The following is a 22,780-nucleotide window of genomic DNA, read 5'->3' on the forward strand; positions in this document are numbered from 1 at the left end:
AAATTATTAACTTAGTTATTCATTAATGTATTTAACGTACTTCTTGTTGGCAGTTATATACTGACCGTTTCCAATGTAGAAACGAGTAATGCCGTTAACCTTAACGATCTTTTGAACGTTAACTTTGGTTCCTCTTCTCAAATGACGAATTCCAGAAGCGCCAAAGATTGAACTGTTGTGAACTAGAAGTCCACCACGGTTAATAACCTTAACGGCCTTAGCAGAACTATCACCCTTTTGATAATAAGCATTTCCAACGTAAGCAGGATTAGTGGTAATGTAACCACGAGTTTGACCATTACCATTGTCGAAGAACTTGCTTTCAACAAGATAACGAACCATTCCGTTCTTATCCTTTTCAACTTTAAGAACCTTAAATTCGTAAGCATCGAAACGTTTCCGAGCATCCAATTTAACCCTTCTACCATCAACAGTAAAGAAGGATGAATCGTGTAGGAATGCTTCCTTATTCTTCAAGTAGATATAAAGTGGACTCTTCTTCAACTTCCGGTTAAATCCATCAATATAACCAATTTGATAGCCAACGCTTTTACCTTTCAAGCTATTTACAGCTCCGGCTTGTGGATGAGCATATTCAACACCTTCACGGGCATCAGCATAACCTTGGTTATATGAGTGGTTAGAATCTAATGCAGCATCTCGACCTTGGTCTTGACCAGCATTTCTAGCACCTGTGAGATAATCGTTAGCATTCTTAACTCCAAGTTGATAGTTAGGATCAGTACTATTGGTTGCCTTACCAGCTAATTCATCATCGTAACCGTTCTTAGCAGCGTTATAAGCACTGTTGTAAGTTGGATTACTACTGTCTTCGTTTGGCTTACCATTAATGAAGTCTTCGGCTCCATTATTAGCAGCATTTGAAGCAGCTGAGCTATTGTTGTTATTTGAAGGTACATAAGGAACATAAGCATCAGAACTAGCAATGGACTTAGCAGTTGAGTCGGCACTAGCAGCAATGCTGTATCGACTATTAGCAACACTAGCAGCACTGGCAGCAATTGAAGCTTCGGAATTGAAGGCAACGTTAGCACTATTTGCCCGAGCGTAATCAGTCTTAGCATCACTAGCAGCACTGTTAGCAATAATTGCTTCAGAACTAGCAATTGCATTGTAAGAAGCAGCAGCACTGGTATTACCAGCATTAGCAGCACTAGCAGCTGCTTTGGCAGCGCTATTTACAACACTAGCAGCACTAGTAGCAATACTGTTATGAGATTCAGCAGCACTGGTAGCAACACTAGCAGCAATACTATCAACATTAGCAGCAGAACTTGCACTTTGAGCAACGCTAGCAGCTGACTTAGCAACACTAGTTGCACTTGATGCAATTACTTGAGCACTCTTGATTGCAGAGTTACTATCCTTTGCAGCAATACTATTAACATCATTTGCAAAACTGTTGGCAGCTGAAGCGTTTGCATTAGCTTGACTAACCGCTGAACTCAAGTTACCAGAAGCTGAAGTAATGGCAGCATGATAAGTATTAGCAGAAAAGGCATTAGCGCTAGCGATACTTGCAGCACTGCTTGCTTCAGAACTAGCATTATTTGCATTAGAAGCAACACTAGATTGAACACTAGCGGCACTAGCAGCAGTTGAACCAGCAATTACTGCAGCAGAAGCAGCTTTACTTGCAATGGTTGAATCATTGTCAGCTCGACTTGCATCACTTTCAGCAATCGAAGCAGCGCTAGATGCAACAACTGAAGCACTATTAGCAATTGAAGCAGCGCTTCTAGCACTATCAGCAGCATTTTTAGCAGCTCGACTATCACCCTTGTCAGCAGCACTAATGGCAATGCTATCAGCGATAGAAGCCTCTTTAGCGGCACTATTCGCAACACTAGCAGCACTAGTTGCAGTAGTCTTAGCACTTTGAGCTTGACTGTTAGCATTATCAGCAGCACTAGTTGCAGAACTTGCAATTGCAGCATCACTCTTAGCATCGGAATCAGCAGAACTGATTACAGTGTTTTGAGGATATTGTGATGCAATGGAGTTAGCTTGACTAGCAGCTGAGTTGGCCTTGCTGTTTGAACTATTAGCACCAGAAGTTGCGGAACTAGCAATTGAGGCAGCTTTACTTGCATCATCTGCATTGGTAGTTGCTCCAGAAGCAGCGGTTGAAGCTGCACTGTTATCACTATCAGTAGCACTAGCATTATCATTAGCACCAGCGGCATCACTAGCTGTCGAACTAGCAATTGCAGCTGATCTAGCAGCTGATCTAGCGATTGAAGAATCATTAGCAGCACGACTAGCATCACTCTTAGCAGCCGATGCAGCATTAGAAGCAGCGGTTGAAGCACTCTTAGCAGTACTTTGAGCAGCACTAGCAGCACTGGCGGCACTGGATGCTAATGAACCATTTCCAGCAATTGCTGCACTTGAAGCAATACTGTTATCACTTTGAGCTGCAGCAGCAGCACTAGATGCAATGATTACGGCAGCACTTGCAGTACTCTTTTGACTTTGAGCGTTGCTGTTAGCTGAATCAGCATCATTTGTTGCTGAATTAGCAGTAGAAGCAGCACTATCAGCCATCGAAGCAGCTGAATTAATGATGTTATTGGCTGGGTACTTAGAAGCCATTGAATCAGCTTGGCTTGCATCAGATGAAGCAGTACTGTTTGATTGGTTTGCACCTGAAGTTGCGGCACTTGCAGAAGCAGCAGCACGAGATGCAGCAGAAGCATCGCTATTAATGTTAGAAGCAGCACTTGCAGCACCACTAGCTGCACTGGATGCAGCATTAGAATCATTGTTAGCAGCAGAAGCATTTGATGCAGCAGAAGAAGCATTTGCAATTACGATTGATGCAGCCTTAGCAGCAGCTTCATCAGAAGCAGCTCTGGATTCAGCAGAAGTAGTTGCAGCACGAGCAGCACTTGCAGCCGTTGATTGAGCATTGATAATAGCGGCTTGGTTATCAGCATCATTAGCTGCACTATTAGCAAGAGAACTATTACCAGCTGCAGCAGCTGAACTTGCAATCGCGTTATCACTATTCAATGCAGCACTTGCAATCGCAGCGTTACTCTTAGCAGCTTGAGCACTACTATCAGCAGCAGAAGCAGCACTCTTAGCAATAGTGGCATCACTAGCTGCACTGCTTATTACGTTCATAGCAGAACTGATCGTCTTAGCAGCAGAACTCATGGTACTATTCTTAGGATTTGCGGATACCAACGAATTAACAGTTGAAGCATCGTTGTTAGCTGAACTAGCAATTGGAGTAATTGCACTAGAATCAGAACCTGCCTTAGCATCATTTGATGAAGCAATGCTTGCATCACTACTGATATTAGCCATGTTAGCGGAAGCACTAGTTGCAGTGCTATTAGCACGGCTACCATTATTAGCTGCATCAGAAGCATTGGAGGCAGCACTAGCATCACTTGAAGCAGCACTAGCAGCACTCTTAGCAGTTGATGATGCAGAACTTGCAGTACTGTTAGCTGCAGAAGCAGTTGAAGCAGCGGATGAAGCATCAGAAGTTGCTGCAGATGCTGCAGACTCAGCGGAACTTGCTCGTGAGGCAGCACTTGAAGCAGTGCTACTATCACCATTAGCGGCAGCAGAACTAGCAATCGATGCAGCATCAGAAGCGGCATTAGCAGCGGAACTAGCGATTGACTTATCATGTTGGGCTTTACTGTTAGCGGAAGATGCAGTAGAGGAAGCAGTTGAAGCAGCGGATGAAGCGTTGCTTGCAATTGAGGCTTCGCTAGCAGCCTTAGAAGCAGCACTCTTTGCGGCACTGTTATTAGTATTATTAGCAATACTCTTAGCAGCGGAGGCAGCCTTAGATGCTTGACTATTTGAACTATTTGCACCTGAAGATGCAATACTTGCAGCACTATCATTTGAAGAAGCTTCACTAGCAGCAGATGAGGCATTAGAAGTTGCACTTGAAGCACCACTAGCAGCAGAACTAGCCTTACTTCTGTTAGCATCAGCAGAACTAGCAGCAGATGCTACGGATTCGGCACTAGCAGCAGCACTGGCAGCAGAACTAGCAATGATTGAATCAGCACGTGCCTTTGAATCAGCAACACTAGCGGAATCAGCAGCTGAATGAGCAGCACTTTCTTCACTAGCAGCAGATTGAGCAGCAGCATGAGCAGCATCAGCCGCACTCTTAGCTGCTTGAGGATTTTGAGCTTTAGCAGCAGCGGAAGCAGCAGAACTAGCACTTTGGGCAGCATTATTTGCAGCATTAGCACTAGATGCATAAGCTGAAGCAATTGACTTAGCATTTTGAGCAGCATTGTTTGCAGAATGAGCATCATTAGTAGCCTCACTTGCAACTGAGTTAGCAGAGCTTACAACGCCAGCAGCAGAACTGATAATTGAATCAGTTGGGTTGTTGTTAGCCATTGATTGCGCAGCACTGTTGTTAGCTGAAGCAGTACTACTTGAAATGTTAGCACCACTAGTAGCAGAACTAGCATCACTAGCATACTTAGATGCATCATTAGCGTCACTATCCGCATTCTTAGCTGCAGCACTAGCAGCACTGGCAGCATTCGATGCTCTATTACTTGAGATAGAAGCATTAGCACTATCATCATTAGCATGAGATTGAGCATCATCAGCAGCATTCGATGCTACAGAAGCAGCACTTTCTGCCTTAGAAGCGGCAGAACTAGCAATACTTTCAGCATTTGATGCAGCGGAACTTGCTTGACTAGCAGCATTTTGAGCACTTGATGCAGAATTAGAAGCATCACTAGCAGCACTGGCAGCAGACTTAGCAGCTGATTCGTATGAACTAGCAGCACTATTATTACCAGCATCGGCAGCACTTGATGCAGCAGAGGAAGCCTTTGCGGCATTGGATGCTTCACTAGCAGCATTTGAACTAGCTGCACTAGCTGAAGCAGCTGCAGATGCAGCGGACTTAGCAGCCGTTGATGCACTATCATTAGCAGATTTAGCATCACTAGCAGCGGAACTAGCAACGGCACTTGCAGATGATGCAGTTGAAGCATCACTTGCAATTGCAGAATCAGTAGGATGAGTTTGAGCATTACTGTTGATAAGACTGTTCATGTTTGAAGCAATGCTATTTGCAGAAGCGGCAGCATTGTTAGCACTAGAAGCATTATCAGCATTATTACTTGCACCAGAAGCATTGTTCTTTGCGCCACTGTTCATGGAGTTAGCAGCTGAGTTAGCAGAACTTGCCCCATTAGCAGCACTCGATGCAGCAGAAGCAGCACTTGATGCAGCACTATTAGTAGAAGCTACAGAACTGGCTTCACTCTTAGCATCATTTTGAGCACTCTTCACATCGGCAGCAGCAGAACTGGCAACCGTTGAATCGTTGTTAGCACGAGCATGATCTGACTTAGCAGCAGATGCAGCACTTTCAGCGATACTAGTAGCTGTACTTGCGGCAGCACTAGCAGATTGAGCGCTAGCAGTTGCTTTAGAAGCAGCACTTTGATCACCATTATTGGCAGCACTGGCAGCGGCACTAGCGGCAGCATTGGCAGCACTAGCAGCAGATTTAGCATCATCCTTAGCACTTTGAGCAGTAGAGTTAGCAGCATCAGCAGCTGAGCTAGCAGTAGCAGCATCTGAAGCAGCTGAACTAGCAACATTGGAGTCGCTATTAGCTCTCGAAGCTGCACTTTGGATGATAGCGTTGCTGGAGTTAAGCGTAGCAATAGAAGTTACCACACTAGTTTCACTTGAAGCTAAGCTACTAGATGAGTTAGCAGAAACATTGGCGGAACTAGCTTGAGCACTTTCAGAGGAAGCCACCTTAGCAGCACTTTCAGCAGCAGAAGCATTATCGTTAGCACCAGAAGCAGCGGCACTAGCACTCTTAGCACCAGAAGCGGCAGCACTAGCAGCATTAGCTGACTTAACGGCATCTGAAGCAACTGAAGCAGCAGCTTTAGCAGCAGCAGAATCCGATTCAGCACGTGATTCAGCTGAAGCAGCGGATTGATTAGCAATCGAAGCAGCAGTTGAAGCAGCTTGAGCACTCTTAACTGCTGAATTAGCTGAATCAGCAGCACTAGCGGCAGCAGCTGGATCATTGTTCTTAGCAGCAGTAGAGGCAGCGGTTGAAGCGACTTGAGCACTCTTAACTGCGTTATCAGCACTAATAGCAGCGGAACTAGCAGCAGATTTTGCACTGGCAGCAGCGGAGTTTGCAATACTTGCATCACTAGCGGCTGAACTAGCAACGGCATTAGCAGAACTAACCTTAGCAGCATCAGAACTGATTACTGAATTGGATGGGTTTTGGCTTGCAATTGACTTAGCGGCACTGTTTGCTTGTGAAGCTTGGTTAGATGAGTCATCAGTACCGGAGGTTGCAGTTGAAGCACTGGCAGCATGAGCTGAAGCAGCACTAGCAGACTTGTCAGCATCATTTGCAATACTGGTTGCAGCATTCGCAGCATTAGATGCTCGACCACTTTCACCACTAGCATTAGAGGCATCCTTAGCAGCCTTCGAAGTTGCGGAATCGTTAGTATCGGAAGCAATGCTGTTAGCATTTTGAGCAGCACTATCAGCGGAACTAGCAATGGAAGCAGCCTTAGAAGCCGCAATACTTGCTGATTCTGCAGAACTCTTAGCAGAGTTAGCAGAATTGTTAGCAGCAGAAGCAGCCGCAGCAGCACTGGAAGCTTGACTTGAGAAGTCATTAGCAGCAGAGGCATGTCCTTGAGCAGCTTCACTAGAAGCCCGACTAGCAAGTGAGTTAGCATTTGATGCTGCTGAACTAGCAGCAATTGAAGCACTAGCGGCAGCAGAGCTTGCACTCTTGGCAGCACTATTGTCATTTGAAGCATCATTATTAGCAGAGCCAGCAATTGAAGCATCATTGCTTGCATCAGAGGCAGCACTAGCAGCCTTGGAAGCATCACTCTTGATATCAGCATCATTTGGATGGTTCGAAGCAATCGAAGCGGCTTCGGATGCTGCAGAAGCAGCGCTAGAAGCATTATTGGAAGCTTCAGAAGCACTGGATCCAGCAGCAGAAGTACTGTTGTTAGCACCACTAGCAGCAGATTGAGCAGCAGCAGATGAACTACCAGCTGAAGCACTTTGACTGTTAGCAGAACTAGCAGTTGATTGAGCAGCACTGGTGGTTGATGCAGCGGAACTAGCAGCAGAACTGGAAATTATGATGTTTGCAGATTCAGCAGCGGCAGCGGAACTAGCGATTGAAGAATCAACTTTAGCTTGAGTAGCAGCAGATTGAGCAACACTAGAAGCACTGGATGCATTTGTTGATTGAGCAGAAGCATCTTTATCAGCATTAGAAGCAACTGCAGCAGCAGCACTGGCAATACTGTTGGCACTTGAAACCCCGGCAAGGTCACCTGCGTTAGCTGCAGAACTAGCAGCAATCGCAGCACTTGATGCAGCATTACGAGCAGAAGCAGCAGTACTTGCATCAGCATTAGCAGCACTGGTTGCAGAATCAGCAGCACTAGCAGCACTGGTTGCAGCATTTCTTTGTGATTGCGCATCATTAGAAGCTGAAGCAGCGTCAGAAGCAGCGGAAGTAATTGAACTTACAGCTGATGACACAACACTGTTAGCTGGGTTTTGACTAGCAATCGCATTTGCAGAGTTAGCAATTGATTGTGCGATTGAATTACTACTATTAGCATCTGAAGCAGCACTGGAAGCAACGGAAGCATCCTTATCAGCATTGTTAGAAATCTTACCAGCAGTAGCAGATGCTGAACCAGCAGCATTAGAAGCATTGGAAGCATCACTAGCAGCAGACTTAGCACTGTTGGTTGCTCCACTTGCATCGGAAGCATTTTGAGCAGCCCGTGAAGCAATTGAAGCAGCTGAACTAGCAATTGCAGCATCACTAGATGCACGAACTGATGCAGATTGAGCGTCAGAAGCAGCACTAGATGCATTATTAGCAGCTTGAGAAGCAATACTATCAGCAGAAGCAGCTGAATTAGTTGCACTATCAACGGCACTAGAGTCGTAAGGGTTAACATTGATTAAACTATTAACGGTTGAATCTGCGGCAGCAGCATTGGATGCAGCAGCAGAAGCAGTACTCTTAGCAACATCAGCACTGGATTTAGCAGCACTAGCTTGTTGAGATGCAATATTAGCATCGGAAGTAGCGGATGAAACCACGGAAGCAGCACTGGAAATTACTGCAGCATCACTGCTAATTGCTGAGTTACTTGGATTATTAGAAGCAATTGACTTAGCAGCAGAAGAAGCAGAGCTTACGACATTTGAAGCACTGTTAGCTTGTGAAGTGGATTGACTAGCACCATCAGAAGCAACAGATGCGATACTATCATATTTGGCAGCACTATTAGCTTGATCATTAGCATCACTAGCAGCATTAGAAGCACGACCAGAATTCATTGAAGCATTCGTTGAATTATCGATCTTAGCAGCTTTTGATTGAGCATCACTAGCAGCTTTAGAAGCATCATTTCTAGCAGAACTAGCAATTGAAGCATCATTACTTGCAGCACTGGCAGCAGAACTAGCAATGCTAGATCCGTTATCAGCATCTGAACGAGCACTTGAAGCAGCATTAGATGCATCACTTGCAATTGAAGCAGCTGATTTAGCAGCAGAACTAGCAGCGGAAGCACCAGAATTATCACCAGCAGCAGCAGCACTGGATGCAGCGGAAGCATCACTCTTAGCAGCGGAGGCTGCAGAGCTAGCAGTGCTGTTAATTGAATTTGCTTTACTTGCTGCAGCAGAGGCTGCAGAAGCTGCACTAGATGCAATTGAGTTTTGTTTACTTGCATCGTTATTTGCACTGGATGCTGTTGAAGCAGCACTAGATGCAGTCGAAGCATCTGAACTCAATGGATCTACCCCTGGATGAGTCTTAGCAGCTGAACTAGCAATGGAAGCTGCAGATGAAGCATCATCGTTAGCTTTGCTTGCGGCACTGTTAGCACTAGAAGCTTCACTAGATGAACCATTAGCAGCAGCTGAACTATTAGCAGCATTGCTGTTATCTTTATTTGCCGAACTAGCATTAGCTGAAGCAGATGAAGCAGCACTAGCAGCCTTAGATGCATCACTGGCAGCACCACTAGCAGCATTAGATGCTGCATTCGCAGCACTCGATGCATTGTCAAAGGTAGTCTTAGCATCTTTAGCAGCGTTGGAAGCAACTACAGAAGCTGAACTAGCAACTACTTCAGCACTCGATGCATTGATTACCGCAGCACTGGCATTGGCACCATCAGTCTTAGCTTGGGTAGCAGCAGAACTAGCATCACTGGCAGCATTGTTTGCAGTACGAGCATAACTATCACCATCTGAGAATTTACCAGCAGCGTACGCAGATGAAGCGTCAGAATTAGCAATCGAAGCAGCAGAGTTAGCAGAGTTAACAACAGAATCTTGAGCACTAGCATCGTTAGAAGCTGAATCAGCAGCACTCTTAGCACTTTGAGCAATTGAGTTAGCGGTTGAAGCGTCACTAGCAGCTGAACTGGCAACGGAATTGTCAGAACTGATCTTAGTAGCAGCGTTAGAGATAACGGCATTGCTTGGGTAGTTAGAAGCCAAACTATTAATAGAACCGTTATAACCACTAGCTAAGCTCTTAGAATCTTGAGCTCCACTGTTGGCTTCACTAGCTTGCTTAGCATAACTATCTGCATTGGAAGCATCAGTACCTGTTTGACTAGCAATTGGGTTAGTTTGAGCGGCCGCACTGGATGCAGTATTGGATGCACTTGATGCAGCACTGTTACCAGATTTAGCATCGGATGAATTTGCACTAGAAGTTGCAGAACTGATTGCACTTGATTGAGCACTAGCAGCACTATTAGCAGAACTGGCATCGGAAGCAGCGGAACTAGCAGTATTGTTAGCAGCAGCGGCTTTAGATTCAGCAGCGGAACCAGAAGCAGCAGCATTGGAAGCATCTGCAGAAGCACTAGATGCGTTAGATGCATCTGACTTGATCCGAGCAGCAGCACTAGATGCAGCACTCGCAGCACTGGATGCAGCAGAACTATTGTTAGCATTGGCAGCTGAACTTTCAGCAGCGGAAGCAGAACTAGCATCAGAAGCAGCAGATTTAGCATCTGCATTGGCACTGGATGCAATTGAATTAGCACTAGATGCAGCACTGGATGCTTGGGAAGCATCCTTAGATGCACTACTTGCATCACTAGCGGCACTAGATGCGGCACTAGCAGCTGAAGCAGCTTTACTTGCGTCACTAGCAATTGAAGAATTATTTGAATTTTGAGAAGCAATGATTGATGCATTTTGAGCAGCACTTCTTGCATTAGAAGCATTGGCACTAGCTTCACTAGCATCTTTACTTGCAGCAGATGAATTGCTGTTAGCTTCACTACTACTATTGTTAGCACCACTAGCAGCAGATGAAGCAGCGGAACTAGCATCAGGAACAACACTATTAGCAGATGAAGTTGCACTGTTGGCACTTGAAATACCACTTGCAATTGCTGACTTAGCAGCAGAAGCAGCGTTTGAAGCATCACTGGCTACGGATGAGGCTACTGAATTATCACTAGCAGCCCGAGTTGCAGCACTAGTTGCCTTCTGGGCAGCAGAGTTGGCAGCGTTAGATTCATCAGCAGCCTTGCTGGCAGCACTGTGAGCAATTGAAGCTTGATCAGAAGCTCTTGCAGCATCGGAATCAGCAGCAGAACCATTTCCATCACTGGCAGCCTTGCTGGCAGCAGATGCATAACTGTTAGCAGAACTGGCAGCTTCACTTGCGGCAGTACTTGCTGAATTGGCTGCATTGGCAGCAGAATCAGCAGCACTCTTAGCAGAGTTAGCGTCACTAGATGCACTTGTAGCATCATTGGAGGCTGAACTAGCAATTGCACTATCAGAATTAATTGCACTGGATGCACTCGATACAACTGAGTTCCCACTATTGTTACTATTTAAGCTATTCACTTCAGAACTAGCTGAAGCAATTGACTTATTATCATTAGAAGCAGCAGCGGAAGCAGCACTAGCTTGGCTAGACTTCAAAGAAGCATCATTAGCATTGTTATCAGCTGCTTTAGCAGCACCACTAGCTGCGGAATTATCGCTATTAGCAGAACTAGCATCGCTACCGGCAGCAGAAGCTTTACCACTATTAGCGGCTGATGAAGCAGCGGAGTTAGCGGAGCTAGCAGCACTATTGGCACTGGATGCGGCACTATTGTTGGCACTAGTATCGCTAGCTGCAGAACTTGCTTCACTAGCAGCGGAACTACCATCAGTATTAGCTGAAGAAGCAGTGCTGGCAGCAGAAGAAGCATCACTGGCAGCAGAACTAGCAATACTTGCTTCCTTAGAAGCAGTTGAATTATCACCGCTCTTAGCGGCAGATGAGGCAGCTGCAGAAGCACTGGATGCAATAGTGCTATCATTGTTAGCCTGACTAGCAGCGGAATTTGCCTTGGCAGAATCAGAATCAGCTCGACTAGCAGCGGAACTTGCTTTAGCACTGTTACTTTGAGCAGCACTATTGGCACTGTTGGCAGCACTAGCAGCACTGGATGCAGCACTAGCAGCACTCTTAGCAGCGGAGTTAGCTGGGTTGTTAGAAGCAGTTGAGTTAGCGTCATCAGCGGCTTTGCTTGCAGCACTGGCAGCGGAACTAGCTGAACTAGCATCAGAATCAGCTGAAGCTGAAGCACTATTGGCACTTGAAGCGTGACTACGTGCGTTACTTGCATCTGAACCATCACCGTTTGCAGCCTTAGAAGCATCAGCAGAGGCGGAACTAGCAGCAGAACTAGCTGAACTAGCTTCACTATTTACTGAATCAGCATGAGCAGCACTTTCGGCTGATTTAGCATCAGCAGCAGCACTGGAAGCAGCATTAGAATCAATAATTGCTTGACTGGCAGCACTCTTGGCAGCATCACTAGCACTCTTAGCTGATTGAATGGCAGCAGAGTTAGCACTAGCTGCTGACTTAGCAGCGGAACTTGCGGAACTAGCTAATGAAGCAGCAGATGAAGCGGCAGAACTGTCACCATTGTTAGCAGCACTTGAGGCTGCAGAAGCAGCACTCTTAGCAGCACTAGCAGCACTTGATGCAGCTGAAGAAGTTGCACTAGCAGCGCTATTAGCAGAGTCAGCTGCTGAAGCAGCACTGGATGCCTTTGAGTTTTGTTCGCTTGCATCACTATTAGCAGCAGATGCTTTAGTAGCAGCTGAACTAGCATTAGAAGCATCACTAGCAACGGCAGAATTACCAGAAGCTAAACTAGCAATTGAGTTTGCTTCACTTGCAGCGGAACTTGCAATGGCATTGTTACTGTTAGCACCAGAAGCAGCACTGGATGCAGTTGAAGCATCACTATCAGCACTGTTAGGGAAACCAGAAGCAGTAGATTTAGCATCACTGGCAGCAGAACTTGCGTCGCTGTTGGCACTATTAGCAGAACTAGTTGCACTACCTGCAGAAGCAGCATTAGCAGCAGCATCGGAAGCAACCTTAGCAGCGGAACTAGCAATCTTGGAATCGTTAGCAGCACGATCAGAAGCCGATTGAGCAGAAGCAGCAGCGTTAGATGCAGTGGATGCAGCAGATGATGCAATTGAATCGGCAGAAGCGGCAGCTGAGGCAGCACTACTTAATGAACTCAAAGCCTTAGACTTAGTAGCAGCATCAGCAGAACTATCATTTGCGGCAGCAGCAGCACTTTTAGCAGCAGCATTAGCAGTTGAAGCGGTACTATTAGCACTATCAGCAGCACTCTTAGCAGCATCAGCAGCACTCTTAGCAGAACTGGCGTCGTTAGAAGCAATCGAAGCATCAGAAGTAGCTGAATTTACGATTGAAGTTGCACTTGAAATCGTAGCACTATCACTTTGAACAGCTGAATTACTTGGAAGATTCTTAGCAGCACTAGAAACAGCAGCACTAGCTGAACTTACAACGTTAGATGAAGCATCTGCTCCAGACTTGGATGCAGAAGCACTAGCAGAAGCAATTGAGGCAATGCTGTCATAACTATCAGCACTAGCAGCATTATTAGCAGCATCAGAAGCGGCATTTGATGCCCGACCAGAGTTAGCGGAGGTATCAGATGGATCTAAGCTACCTGCTGAGGATTGAGCAGCACTGTTGGCAGAACTGGCAATCGATGCAGCAGAACTAGCAGTGGAGGCAGCATCAGAAGCAGCACTGGCGGCAGAACTAGCATCACTTGATGCAGAACTGGCAGCGGAACGAGCACTGGCAGCAGCACTGGAATCATTAGATGCAATTGAATCAGCTGATGAGGCAATGCTTGCAGCAGATGAAGCAGCGGAACTATCACCCTTAGCAGCAGCACTGGATGCGGCACTAGCAGCAGAACTTGCAATTGATGCAGCGGAACTTGCGGCAGTACTTGCAGAATTTGCAGCACTAGATGCAGCACTAGCAGCCTTCGAAGCATCGCTAGCCTTCGAAGCATCTGAACTTGCTTGACTAGCAGCAGAACTTGCTTGACTAGCAGCAGAACTTGCTGTAGAAGCAGCAGAACTCATTGCAGATGAAGCATTAGGATACTTGCTTCCTGCAGAACTAGCAGTGGATGATGCTTGAGAAGCATTGGATGCAGCATTGGATGCAGCGGAACTTGCGGCACTAGCAGCACTGGAAGCCTTAGAGGCATCAGATGAAGCTCCAGAAGCATGAGAATCAGCAGAACTAGCGTTTGAACTAGTTGCGGATGACTTACCAGAAGCATCGGCAGCATGGCTACCAGCCGCACTAGCTGCAGAACTATTAGCACTGTTTTCACTGGATGCAAAGCTGTAAGTATCATTAGCGTCCTTAGCTGCACTAGAGGCAACTGTAGAAGCAGATTCAGCAGAATTAGCAGCAGAAGAAGCGGCGTTAACAGCTGAACTAGCAACTTCAGAATCATTAGCAGCAGCACTAGCAGCGGAATTAGCTGACTTAGCAGCCATTGAAGCAGCACGTGCATAACTGTTACCTTCTGAAGTCTTACCACCAGCATAAGCAGTTGAAGCAGCAGCACTGGCAGAGTTAGCAGCGGAGTTAGCAGAATTTACGATTGAATCTTGTTGACTAGCATCAGCAGAAGCATTATCAGCACTTTGTTTAGCAGCAGATGCAATGGCATTGGCAGAAGATGCAACACTTGCTGCTGAGTTAGCAATTGAATTATCAGATGATACTCGAGTATTGGCACTAGTTACCACTGAATTACCGGGGAAGTTAGAAGCCATACTACTCATGGCAGTACTGTCTGAGTTGGTTTGACTATCCGAATCACTGGCACCGCTGTTGGCAATGCTTGCACTTGAAGCATACTTATCAGCATTTGATGTATTCGCACCAGTAGCACTGGCATCAGTGTTTGCCTTAGAAGCATCACTGGAAGCAGCAGATGAAGCACTCGATGCGGCACTATTACCAGATTTAGCTTCGGATGAAGCTTGACTGGAAGTAGGAGCAGGTTGAGCACTTGAATTAGCACTAGCATCACTAGTTGCAGAACTGGCAGTCGATGCAGCACTAGATGCAGTAGAAGCAGCAGAACTAGCAGTTGAGGCAGCATTAGATGCATCGGCAGAAGCTTTGGAAGCATCAGAGGCAGCACTCTTAGCATTAGAAGCGTCAGACTTAATTCGATCAGCAGCGCTTGATGCAGCACTAGCAGCGCTTGATGCAGCGGAACTATTGTTAGCCTTGGCAGCTGAAGATTCAGCAGCTGAGGCTGAACTAGCATCAGCAGAAGCACTATTAGCATCGTTAGCAGCACTAGATGCAATTGCATTAGCACTGGAGGCAGCACTAGCAGCACTGGATGCTTGTTTGGAAGATTCACTGGCTACACTAGATGCACTGTTGGCAGCTGAAGCAGCACTAGCAGCTGATTTAGCATCACTAGCAATCTTAGAATTCGTTGGATTGTCAGAAGCAATACTTGCGGCATTAGATGCAGCAGCATTAGCTGAACTAGCAGCAGCGGAAGCAGCAGAACTAGCGGACTTAGCGGAAGCTGCACTGTCACTAGCAGTACTGTTATCATTACTTGCGGCACTGGCAGCAGAAGCTGCACTATCACTAGCAGATGGCACTACACTATTTGCGGATGAAGTTTGACTATTAGCACTAGAAATTCCATTGGAAATAGCAGCGGAAGCAGCACTGGCAGCAGTAGAAGCATCGTTAGCAGCACTAGATGCAACTGATTGATCCTTATTAGCACGTTGAGCAGCAGAAGTTGCAGCTTGAGCAGCGGAGTTTGCAGCATTAGATGCTGAAGCAGCATCTGAAGCAGCACTGGCAGCCTTAGCAGCAGCAGAACTAGCAGCAGATGCATCTGCTGCATCTGATTTAGCATTGCTATCACTAGCAGCCTTCTTAGCATAACTATCGGCTTCAGAAGCAGCATTGGAAGCAGCGGTACTTGCATCAGTAGCGGACTTAGCAGCAGATGCGGCAGCATCCTTAGCACTTTGTGCATCTGAGTTAGCAATTGACGCATCAGATGAAGCAGAACTAGTTACGGCTTCATCAGAGTTAATAGCACTAGAAGCACTCGTTACGACTGGATTACTACTATTGTTACTGTTTAAGCTATTAACTTCAGAACTGGCAGAATCAACACTGCTACTATCAATAACGGTTTGACCAGCAGCAGAGTTAGCAATTGAAGCTTGCTTAGAGGCATCAGTAGCATTGTTATTTGCAGCTGTTGCAGCAGATGATGCAATAATGTTTGAACTATCAGCAGCACTTGAGGCAGCTGAAGCCTTTCCTGAATTTGCACCATTAGCAGCTTTACTTGCGGCAGAATTAGCACTGGAGGCAGTACTATTTGCCGCACTGGCAGAAGCACTGGCAGCACTAGCAGCAGAGTTTGCTGAACTGGCAGCCTTACTTTCATCACTAGCGGCACTGTTTGCTGAACTAGCATCACTAGATGCGGATTTAGCATCAGCAGCGGCATCAGAAGCAGCCTTTGATGCACTATCGGCAGCAGTACTATCATTACTTGCAATGGCGGACTTAGCAGCAGAGGAAGCACTGGATGCAATTGAGTTATCTTCAGAAGCTTTACTTGCAGCACTCGCTGCCTTGGAAGCATCATTGGAAGCATTGCTTGCGGCATTGTTTGCTATACTTGCTTGAGAACTAGCGATACTTGCTTGAGAACTAGCATCATTAGCAGCAGAGGATGCTTCACTGGCAGCCTTAGATGCATCAGAATTATCTGGGTCATCAGAAGCGGCGGCACTAGCATCATCGGCAGCGCTCTTAGCTGAAGATGCATTTTTACTTGCGTCACTAGCAGTACTATCAGCTGCTTTAGCTGAACTGGCAGCAGAGGAAGCAGTACTGTTAGCTGAACTGGCATCACTTGGAATTGCAGAAGCAGCGGAGCTAGTTACAACATTGTCAGAAGCAATGCTAGTCGCATAACTTGCGGATCTTGCAGCACTTGAAATAACATCGCTGTCACTTTGAGCACGGGCAGAAGCTGAGTTAGCTGAAATAACAGCAGTTGATGCAGCTTGGCTTTCCTTAGCAGCAGTGCTACTATCAGCAGATGCTTTTGCAGCAGCAGCTTTAGCACTATCATCAGCAGTTTTAGCAGCAGCAGCACTACCACTCTTAGCAGCTTCACTAGCTGCTGAAGCATATGATGATGCCGCGGAAGCTTCATTTGAAGCATCAGTTGCAGCACTTGTCGCAGCAGCGGCAGCACTTGAAGCTGCAGAGCTTGCAGAATGAGCATCAGCAGAAGCACTAGTTGCATCAGTAGCGGCCTTACTTGCAACACTTGAAGCACTTGCAACATCTTCAGAAGCACTCTTTACAACTGCATTGGAAGGATTAGCACTAGCCATACTACTCATTGAAGCAGAATCAGGATTGATTGAGTTTGCAATTGAGTTTGATCCAGCAGTCGAAGCAGAACTGGCCACAGAGGAAGCTTTTGCAGCATTGTCTGAATCTGTCTTGGCACCTGCAGCGGAATTAGCAGCGGATGAAGCATCACTATTGGCACTGGAAGCGGCACTGGAAGCTTCGGAAGCTTTTCCGCCGGCATTACCAGCAGTGGAAGCGGAACTTGCGGTGCTATTAGCGGAATTAGCAGATGTTGCAGCTTTACTTGCATCACTGTTAGCGGAATTAGCAGATGATGCAGCTTTACTTGCATCGCTAGCATCAGAAGCAGCTTTACTTGCGGCGGAACTTGCGGAACTTAAAGCATCGCTAGCATCAGAAGCTGCAGAACTAGCTAAACTTGCAGCTTTACTTGCATCACTGTGATTACCACTCTTAGCAGCATTACTTGCATCAGCAGAAGCACTGGATGCAATAATTGCATCATTTGAAGCACGACTGGCAGCGGAACTAGCAGCGGAACTTTCTGTATTAGCAGCAGTAGAAGCAGCGTTAGCAGAAGAACTTTGAGCACTAGCTATACTTGCAGCATCACTAGCAGCCTTACTAGCAGCATTTGCTGAACTAGCTGCATCGGAAGCGGCATCAGCAGCACTCTTAGCATTAGAATCAGTTGGATTATCTGAAGCATACTTACTTGCAGCAGATGCAATTGAATTTGCTGAACTAGCTGCATCACTAGCAGCCTTATTAGCAGATTCAGCTGAAATAGCAGCATCACTAGCAGCTTTGGAATCATCAGCAGCTTTGGATGATGCACTAGCGGCGTTACTAGAATCAGAACTATTTCCACTAGCTGCGGAAGCAGCCTTTGAAGCAGCGGAACTGGCAGTTGAACTGGCAGAACCAGCCGTACTATTTTCACTGCTTGTAGCTTCAGAACTTGCATCACTGGCATAGCTAATTTCATTAATAATTGCTTTTGAAGCAGTTGCACTATCATCAGCAACTTGTTTAGCATATGATGAAGCAGATGAATAATCATTGCTTAAAGCAGTTGATGCATCGGACGCAGCTTTGTTAGCAGTAATTACAGCAGCACTATTATCATTATTGATTTTAGTAATAGCATTAGTTGCACTTGTTGCAGTTGCAGAGGCTGCGGCAATTTGTGTTTTAGCAGTATTGCTAATCAATGCAGCAGCAGAAATTGCAGCTGATGTTGAGTTCGCATATGATGATTTAGCAGCTGAATCTAATGAACCATCAGCACTTGCAGAGTTGGCAACCGAAGTTTCTGTTGCAATAACATTATTAGCAGATGAAGCAGCAAGCGATTGTTCATTAATAATCGCATTAGCTGAATTGTATGCTGAGTTTAATGGAACAATTTCAGCACTAATTGATGACGCAAGTGTTGAAGCTGAAAAATTAGCAACAGAAGCACTACTTGCAGCAGAACTCATATTATCATTGAGTGACTTAGCGTCGGCAGCAGCTTTACTTCCATCAGAAATGGCATTGCTTGCAACAACGTATTCAGAGTTTGCAGATGCCTTAGCACTTGCGATTGAAGAATTACTTGGATATAGACTAGCAATACTATTAACTTCATTGTTAGCTGAATTTGCACTCTTAGTCATATCTGAGAAACCACTAGTTTGTGCAGAAGCACTAGTGTTGGCATTTGACACTCCAGCTGAATATACGGAACGTTGAGCAGCATTAACTTCGCTTTGGGCATTTTGAATTGCAGTACTTGCACTTGAAACAGCTGCTGAATAAGTACTAAATGCACTGGATTCAGCTTTTACATTTTGAGCATAACTATCAACATCAGAAGCGTTACTTGCCGCAGTACTTGCTTGCAAAGCAGCTTGGGCTCTTGCACTAGCGGCACTAGTAGCATTAGATGCTTGAGCATATGACGTTGCCAAAGAAGCATAAACAGCAGCATTACTATTAGCAGCTGAAATGCTAGTTAATAAAGCATCGGCAGATGCTTGATTCTTATCCATAGCTGCTTGTTCAGATGAAGCAGAAGCTGAATTACTTGTAGCAACACTGTATTCTGCAGAAGCAACTGAAGCTGCCGAAGAAGCAGTACTGGATGCATTAGCAATTATGGAGTCCTTAGGATATGAGCTTGCAAATGAATCAATTACTGTTTTATCAGTATTAATAGATGCACTAGCGGAAGAGGCTGAAGTTACACTAGCAGCAATACTACCACTTTCAGTAGCAGCACTGGATGCAACAGAATGAATGTAACTATCATCAGCATTAGCCTTTGTAGCAGCTGTATCAGCTTGTCCAGCTGGTTGGTTCTTGAATCCTAATTTATAACCATTGATGTATGATTGAACAAAGTTAGATGTCTTAGCATAGATAGAATTATCAAAGGTCGTGTCATCTTGACCTTGATTGAATCCAGCTTGGAATTGCTTACCAGATTCATAATCATCTTTAACAGATGTAGTAATTGTTGTACCATCACCACGATCATAACTATATGATGTGTTATTAGTATCATCAGATTGATTATTTTGTCCGTCATTTTGGTCTTGTAAACCTTGGTAATAAGGAGCTACGTAACGAGCAACTTCCTTAACACTTTTAGCAGTTCTTAATCTTGCAATAACTAAGAAGTTCATGTCATTAGCTGGAATTGCTTCTGGTAATTTATAGGACCAATTACCATTGGCATCAGCAACAACTTCATAAACCTTACCATTCTTATCTTCTGAAGTATCCCCAGATGCCTGATCAAAAGCTGTATTATCAGAGTCGGTCGCATTACCATCAGTAATGAACTTATTTTGATTATTAGTATTATCAACAAATGCAATGTGGGCATTTGGTGTTGCATAACCAGAAATAACTTGACTATTTGGATCATACTTAATGTTATCTAGGTCTAAGTCATCAATATGAGATAACTTAAGATAATGAGTAGCATTTAATTGAGCTTGGGTAAGATTATAAGTAGCCTTTGGAGTTGTAAATCCATCAGTACCATTATAAGTATCTCCAGAAGCAGCATTGGTAGCGTTAACTAATTCCCCGTTAATACCGGTACCGTTAAAGATTGTATTTCCTTGACTACCATCAAGTAACAATAGTTGTGGGTCATAAACATTCACAGTACCACCGGCTTTAAGTAAGGTTAAACCAGAAACTGTACCATCAGAAACAATACTTAAAGTACCATTAATGGAATCATCTTTTTTAGACCCGATATTAATAGCCCCGGTACTTACTAAAGTCCCAGTTTGGGTTCCCATGTTTTTAGCATTAACATTAATTGAACCATATTTATCAACATTAACAGCTGCAGTTTCCTGTTGTTGATTCCCACCAATTGTGTAATTATCATTTAAGTCTAAAACAGGAATAGCCGCAATCCCCATATTATGAGCATCAACATTAATATTTATTGAAGCACCAGTATCAACATTTAAAGTACCACCAGTACTAAATGCAATGGCAACAGGTAAATTAGTGGCACTATTAGCACCTGGAGCTGGGGTAGTAGGAGTAATGTTTAATTGACCCCCACCCCTAACAGTAACGGTCATTGGAGCAACACCACTAGTATTACCAGCAACAATCGCACCATTAGTAGTTCTGTTAACAGATTCGTTACCACCATTACCATTAGCAACTTGGATGTTTACAATCGCATTCTTACCAATCGTTACATCATTACTAGTTGTACCAAGTAAAGTAATGGCATTCCCACCAGAAATTTGTTGATTATAGTTAACTCCATCCAAAAAGTTAGCTTTATTAATATCAAAACCATCACTGGTACCACCATTTTGTTTACCACCAGAATAGTCTTGATTATTCATAATAATAGTGCTTCCTATAACATTATCATCAGTGGAGTGAATACTACCGAAATCAATTCCAACAGTTCCACCGTTCCAGTCAGATGTAAAGGTTTGACCATTAAAGTTAATATTATCAAGATTTAAATTCAAACGATAGGTGTTATTAGTAGAACCAGTAACATTTCCTAAAATTCCGGAAGCATTATTCCCTTTAAGATTTAAATTTTGGAAAGTAACAGTATCCTTGGGAGTATAAATCTCATTACCATTACTATCTTTCTTTCCAGTATCAATAACATTAGTATCCTGCATAGCATAGAAAGTACTAGTAAAGTCAATTTGATGTTTTTGACCACCGTCGCTTAAACCATTAATGGTAATTGAACGAGGCGCACTAAAACTCTCAGTTCCACCAGTAGTATCTTGAATATCAGCATCAACATTAATATAGCGAACCCTAGAATCATTCATTGCAGCTTGGAAATCAGCAATCGTAGTTACATTTGCGGTAGAATCAGCTGCATTAGGATCCCAGGATCCACCAGAAGTATATCCTGCTGCACCTTGCAAACTACTATACAAACTACCAGTAGCTGAAGTCATACTTGAAGCGGCTGAACTTGCTGTAGTTGCAACAGAAGTTGCAGAATTTGTAGTTGAAGTTTGATTACTCATAAAAGTAGCTAATGATGCCATCACAGAAGAATTATTAGAATTACTTTCTGCACTTTGAACCGCAGCATTGGCATAAGCTGAAGCCGTAACAACATCATTATAAGCTAAACTATATTTAACATATTCCTTACTAGTAGCTTGGTAATATGCCCATAAGTTATTAGCCTTATCAGTTCCACCAACAGCATTACTATGGTCTGATTCACCAAGAGCATCAGAAGTCATTGATGCTCCTTGGTAGCGTTCAGTTCGAATGTATGCTGAACTAACGTAAGCAGCCATTGAAGCAATATTTGTTGCCATGCTAGAAGCAGCAGATGAAATAGCTTCAGATGATGCTTGAAGAGAAGAAAGAGTTGTAGTAGCAGAATTACTACCAGTTACTACTTGGTTATTTTGATTATCAGTCCCATCACGCAACGTTACTTGCATCCGTTGAATTAAATTATCGTACAATGAACTTGCACTACCTGATTTAAGTTCAATATTAACGTCACTTTGGGTAATGTTATTGTTTGCGTATAATTGATTTAATTCATCACTAGTCATTGATGGAAGTGCATTGGATGAGTTACTTCCATTACTGTTTTCAACAGCACTATTGTTGGAATTAGTAGCGGATGTGTTTGAGTTCACATTTACACTATTATTGGAATTATTTGATTCCGCATCAAAAACAGCACTAATCAAAGAATCAGTGTTTGCATTAGATTCAACGCTATTACTGGAAACATTACTTTCAACTGAAGCAACCGGTGTTGAAGAGGTACTACTTGAATCAACAGAACTACTTTCTACATTGTTACTGCTTGAACTATCTGAATTTACAGAAGCACTTTCAACAGCTTTAACACTTGAACTTGTTGTATTTGAACTGTTATTAGTATCAGTTGAGGTACTGCTTTGAACTGCACTAGAGCTATCGTTAGTCTTTGAACCACTCTCAACTGCACTCTCAGTTGATTGTTCAGTAGTTGCATAACTACCTTGGACACTTACGGCTTGGTCAGCACTATTAGCATTAACTGAACTAGTCGTTGCTTTGGTCACACTAGTAGCACTTGTTGTTGCTTCTGGTGTAGAAGCACTTTCGTTTGCGGTCGTCGAACCACTATCTTTACTAGTGTTTAAATCACTATTAGTTGTATCGGCATTAACTCCAGTTTTAGCACTGAAGTAACCCCCAACACCTAATGCTCCGAAAAAGGCCATTGAAACAATTACCCATTGTTTCTTAACCTTCTTCATAAACTTCTTATCTCTTACTTTACGATATTGGAATTTATTATATTGCATAAAAACAACTCCCCATTCCTTTATAAATCATATCTAAATAGCTTAGACGTTATGTAACTTAAAACAAAAAACATAAAAGTAAACACTTGCACACAATTAATAATAA

1 protein-coding gene is annotated in these 22,780 nt (G+C 44.2%); it reads right to left on the reverse strand.

Annotated features, from left to right (window positions below; all coding sequences use genetic code 11):
• Nucleotides 1-15 precede the first annotated feature (15 nt).
• Nucleotides 16-22,674: a DUF5776 domain-containing protein gene (locus AC3B6G_RS02805; protein WP_489848915.1), complete on the reverse strand. Its 22,659-nt coding sequence runs from the start codon at nucleotides 22,672-22,674 to the stop codon at nucleotides 16-18.
• Nucleotides 22,675-22,780: the final 106 nt, after the last annotated feature.

Source organism: Nicoliella sp. ESL1149 (assembly GCF_058107265.1).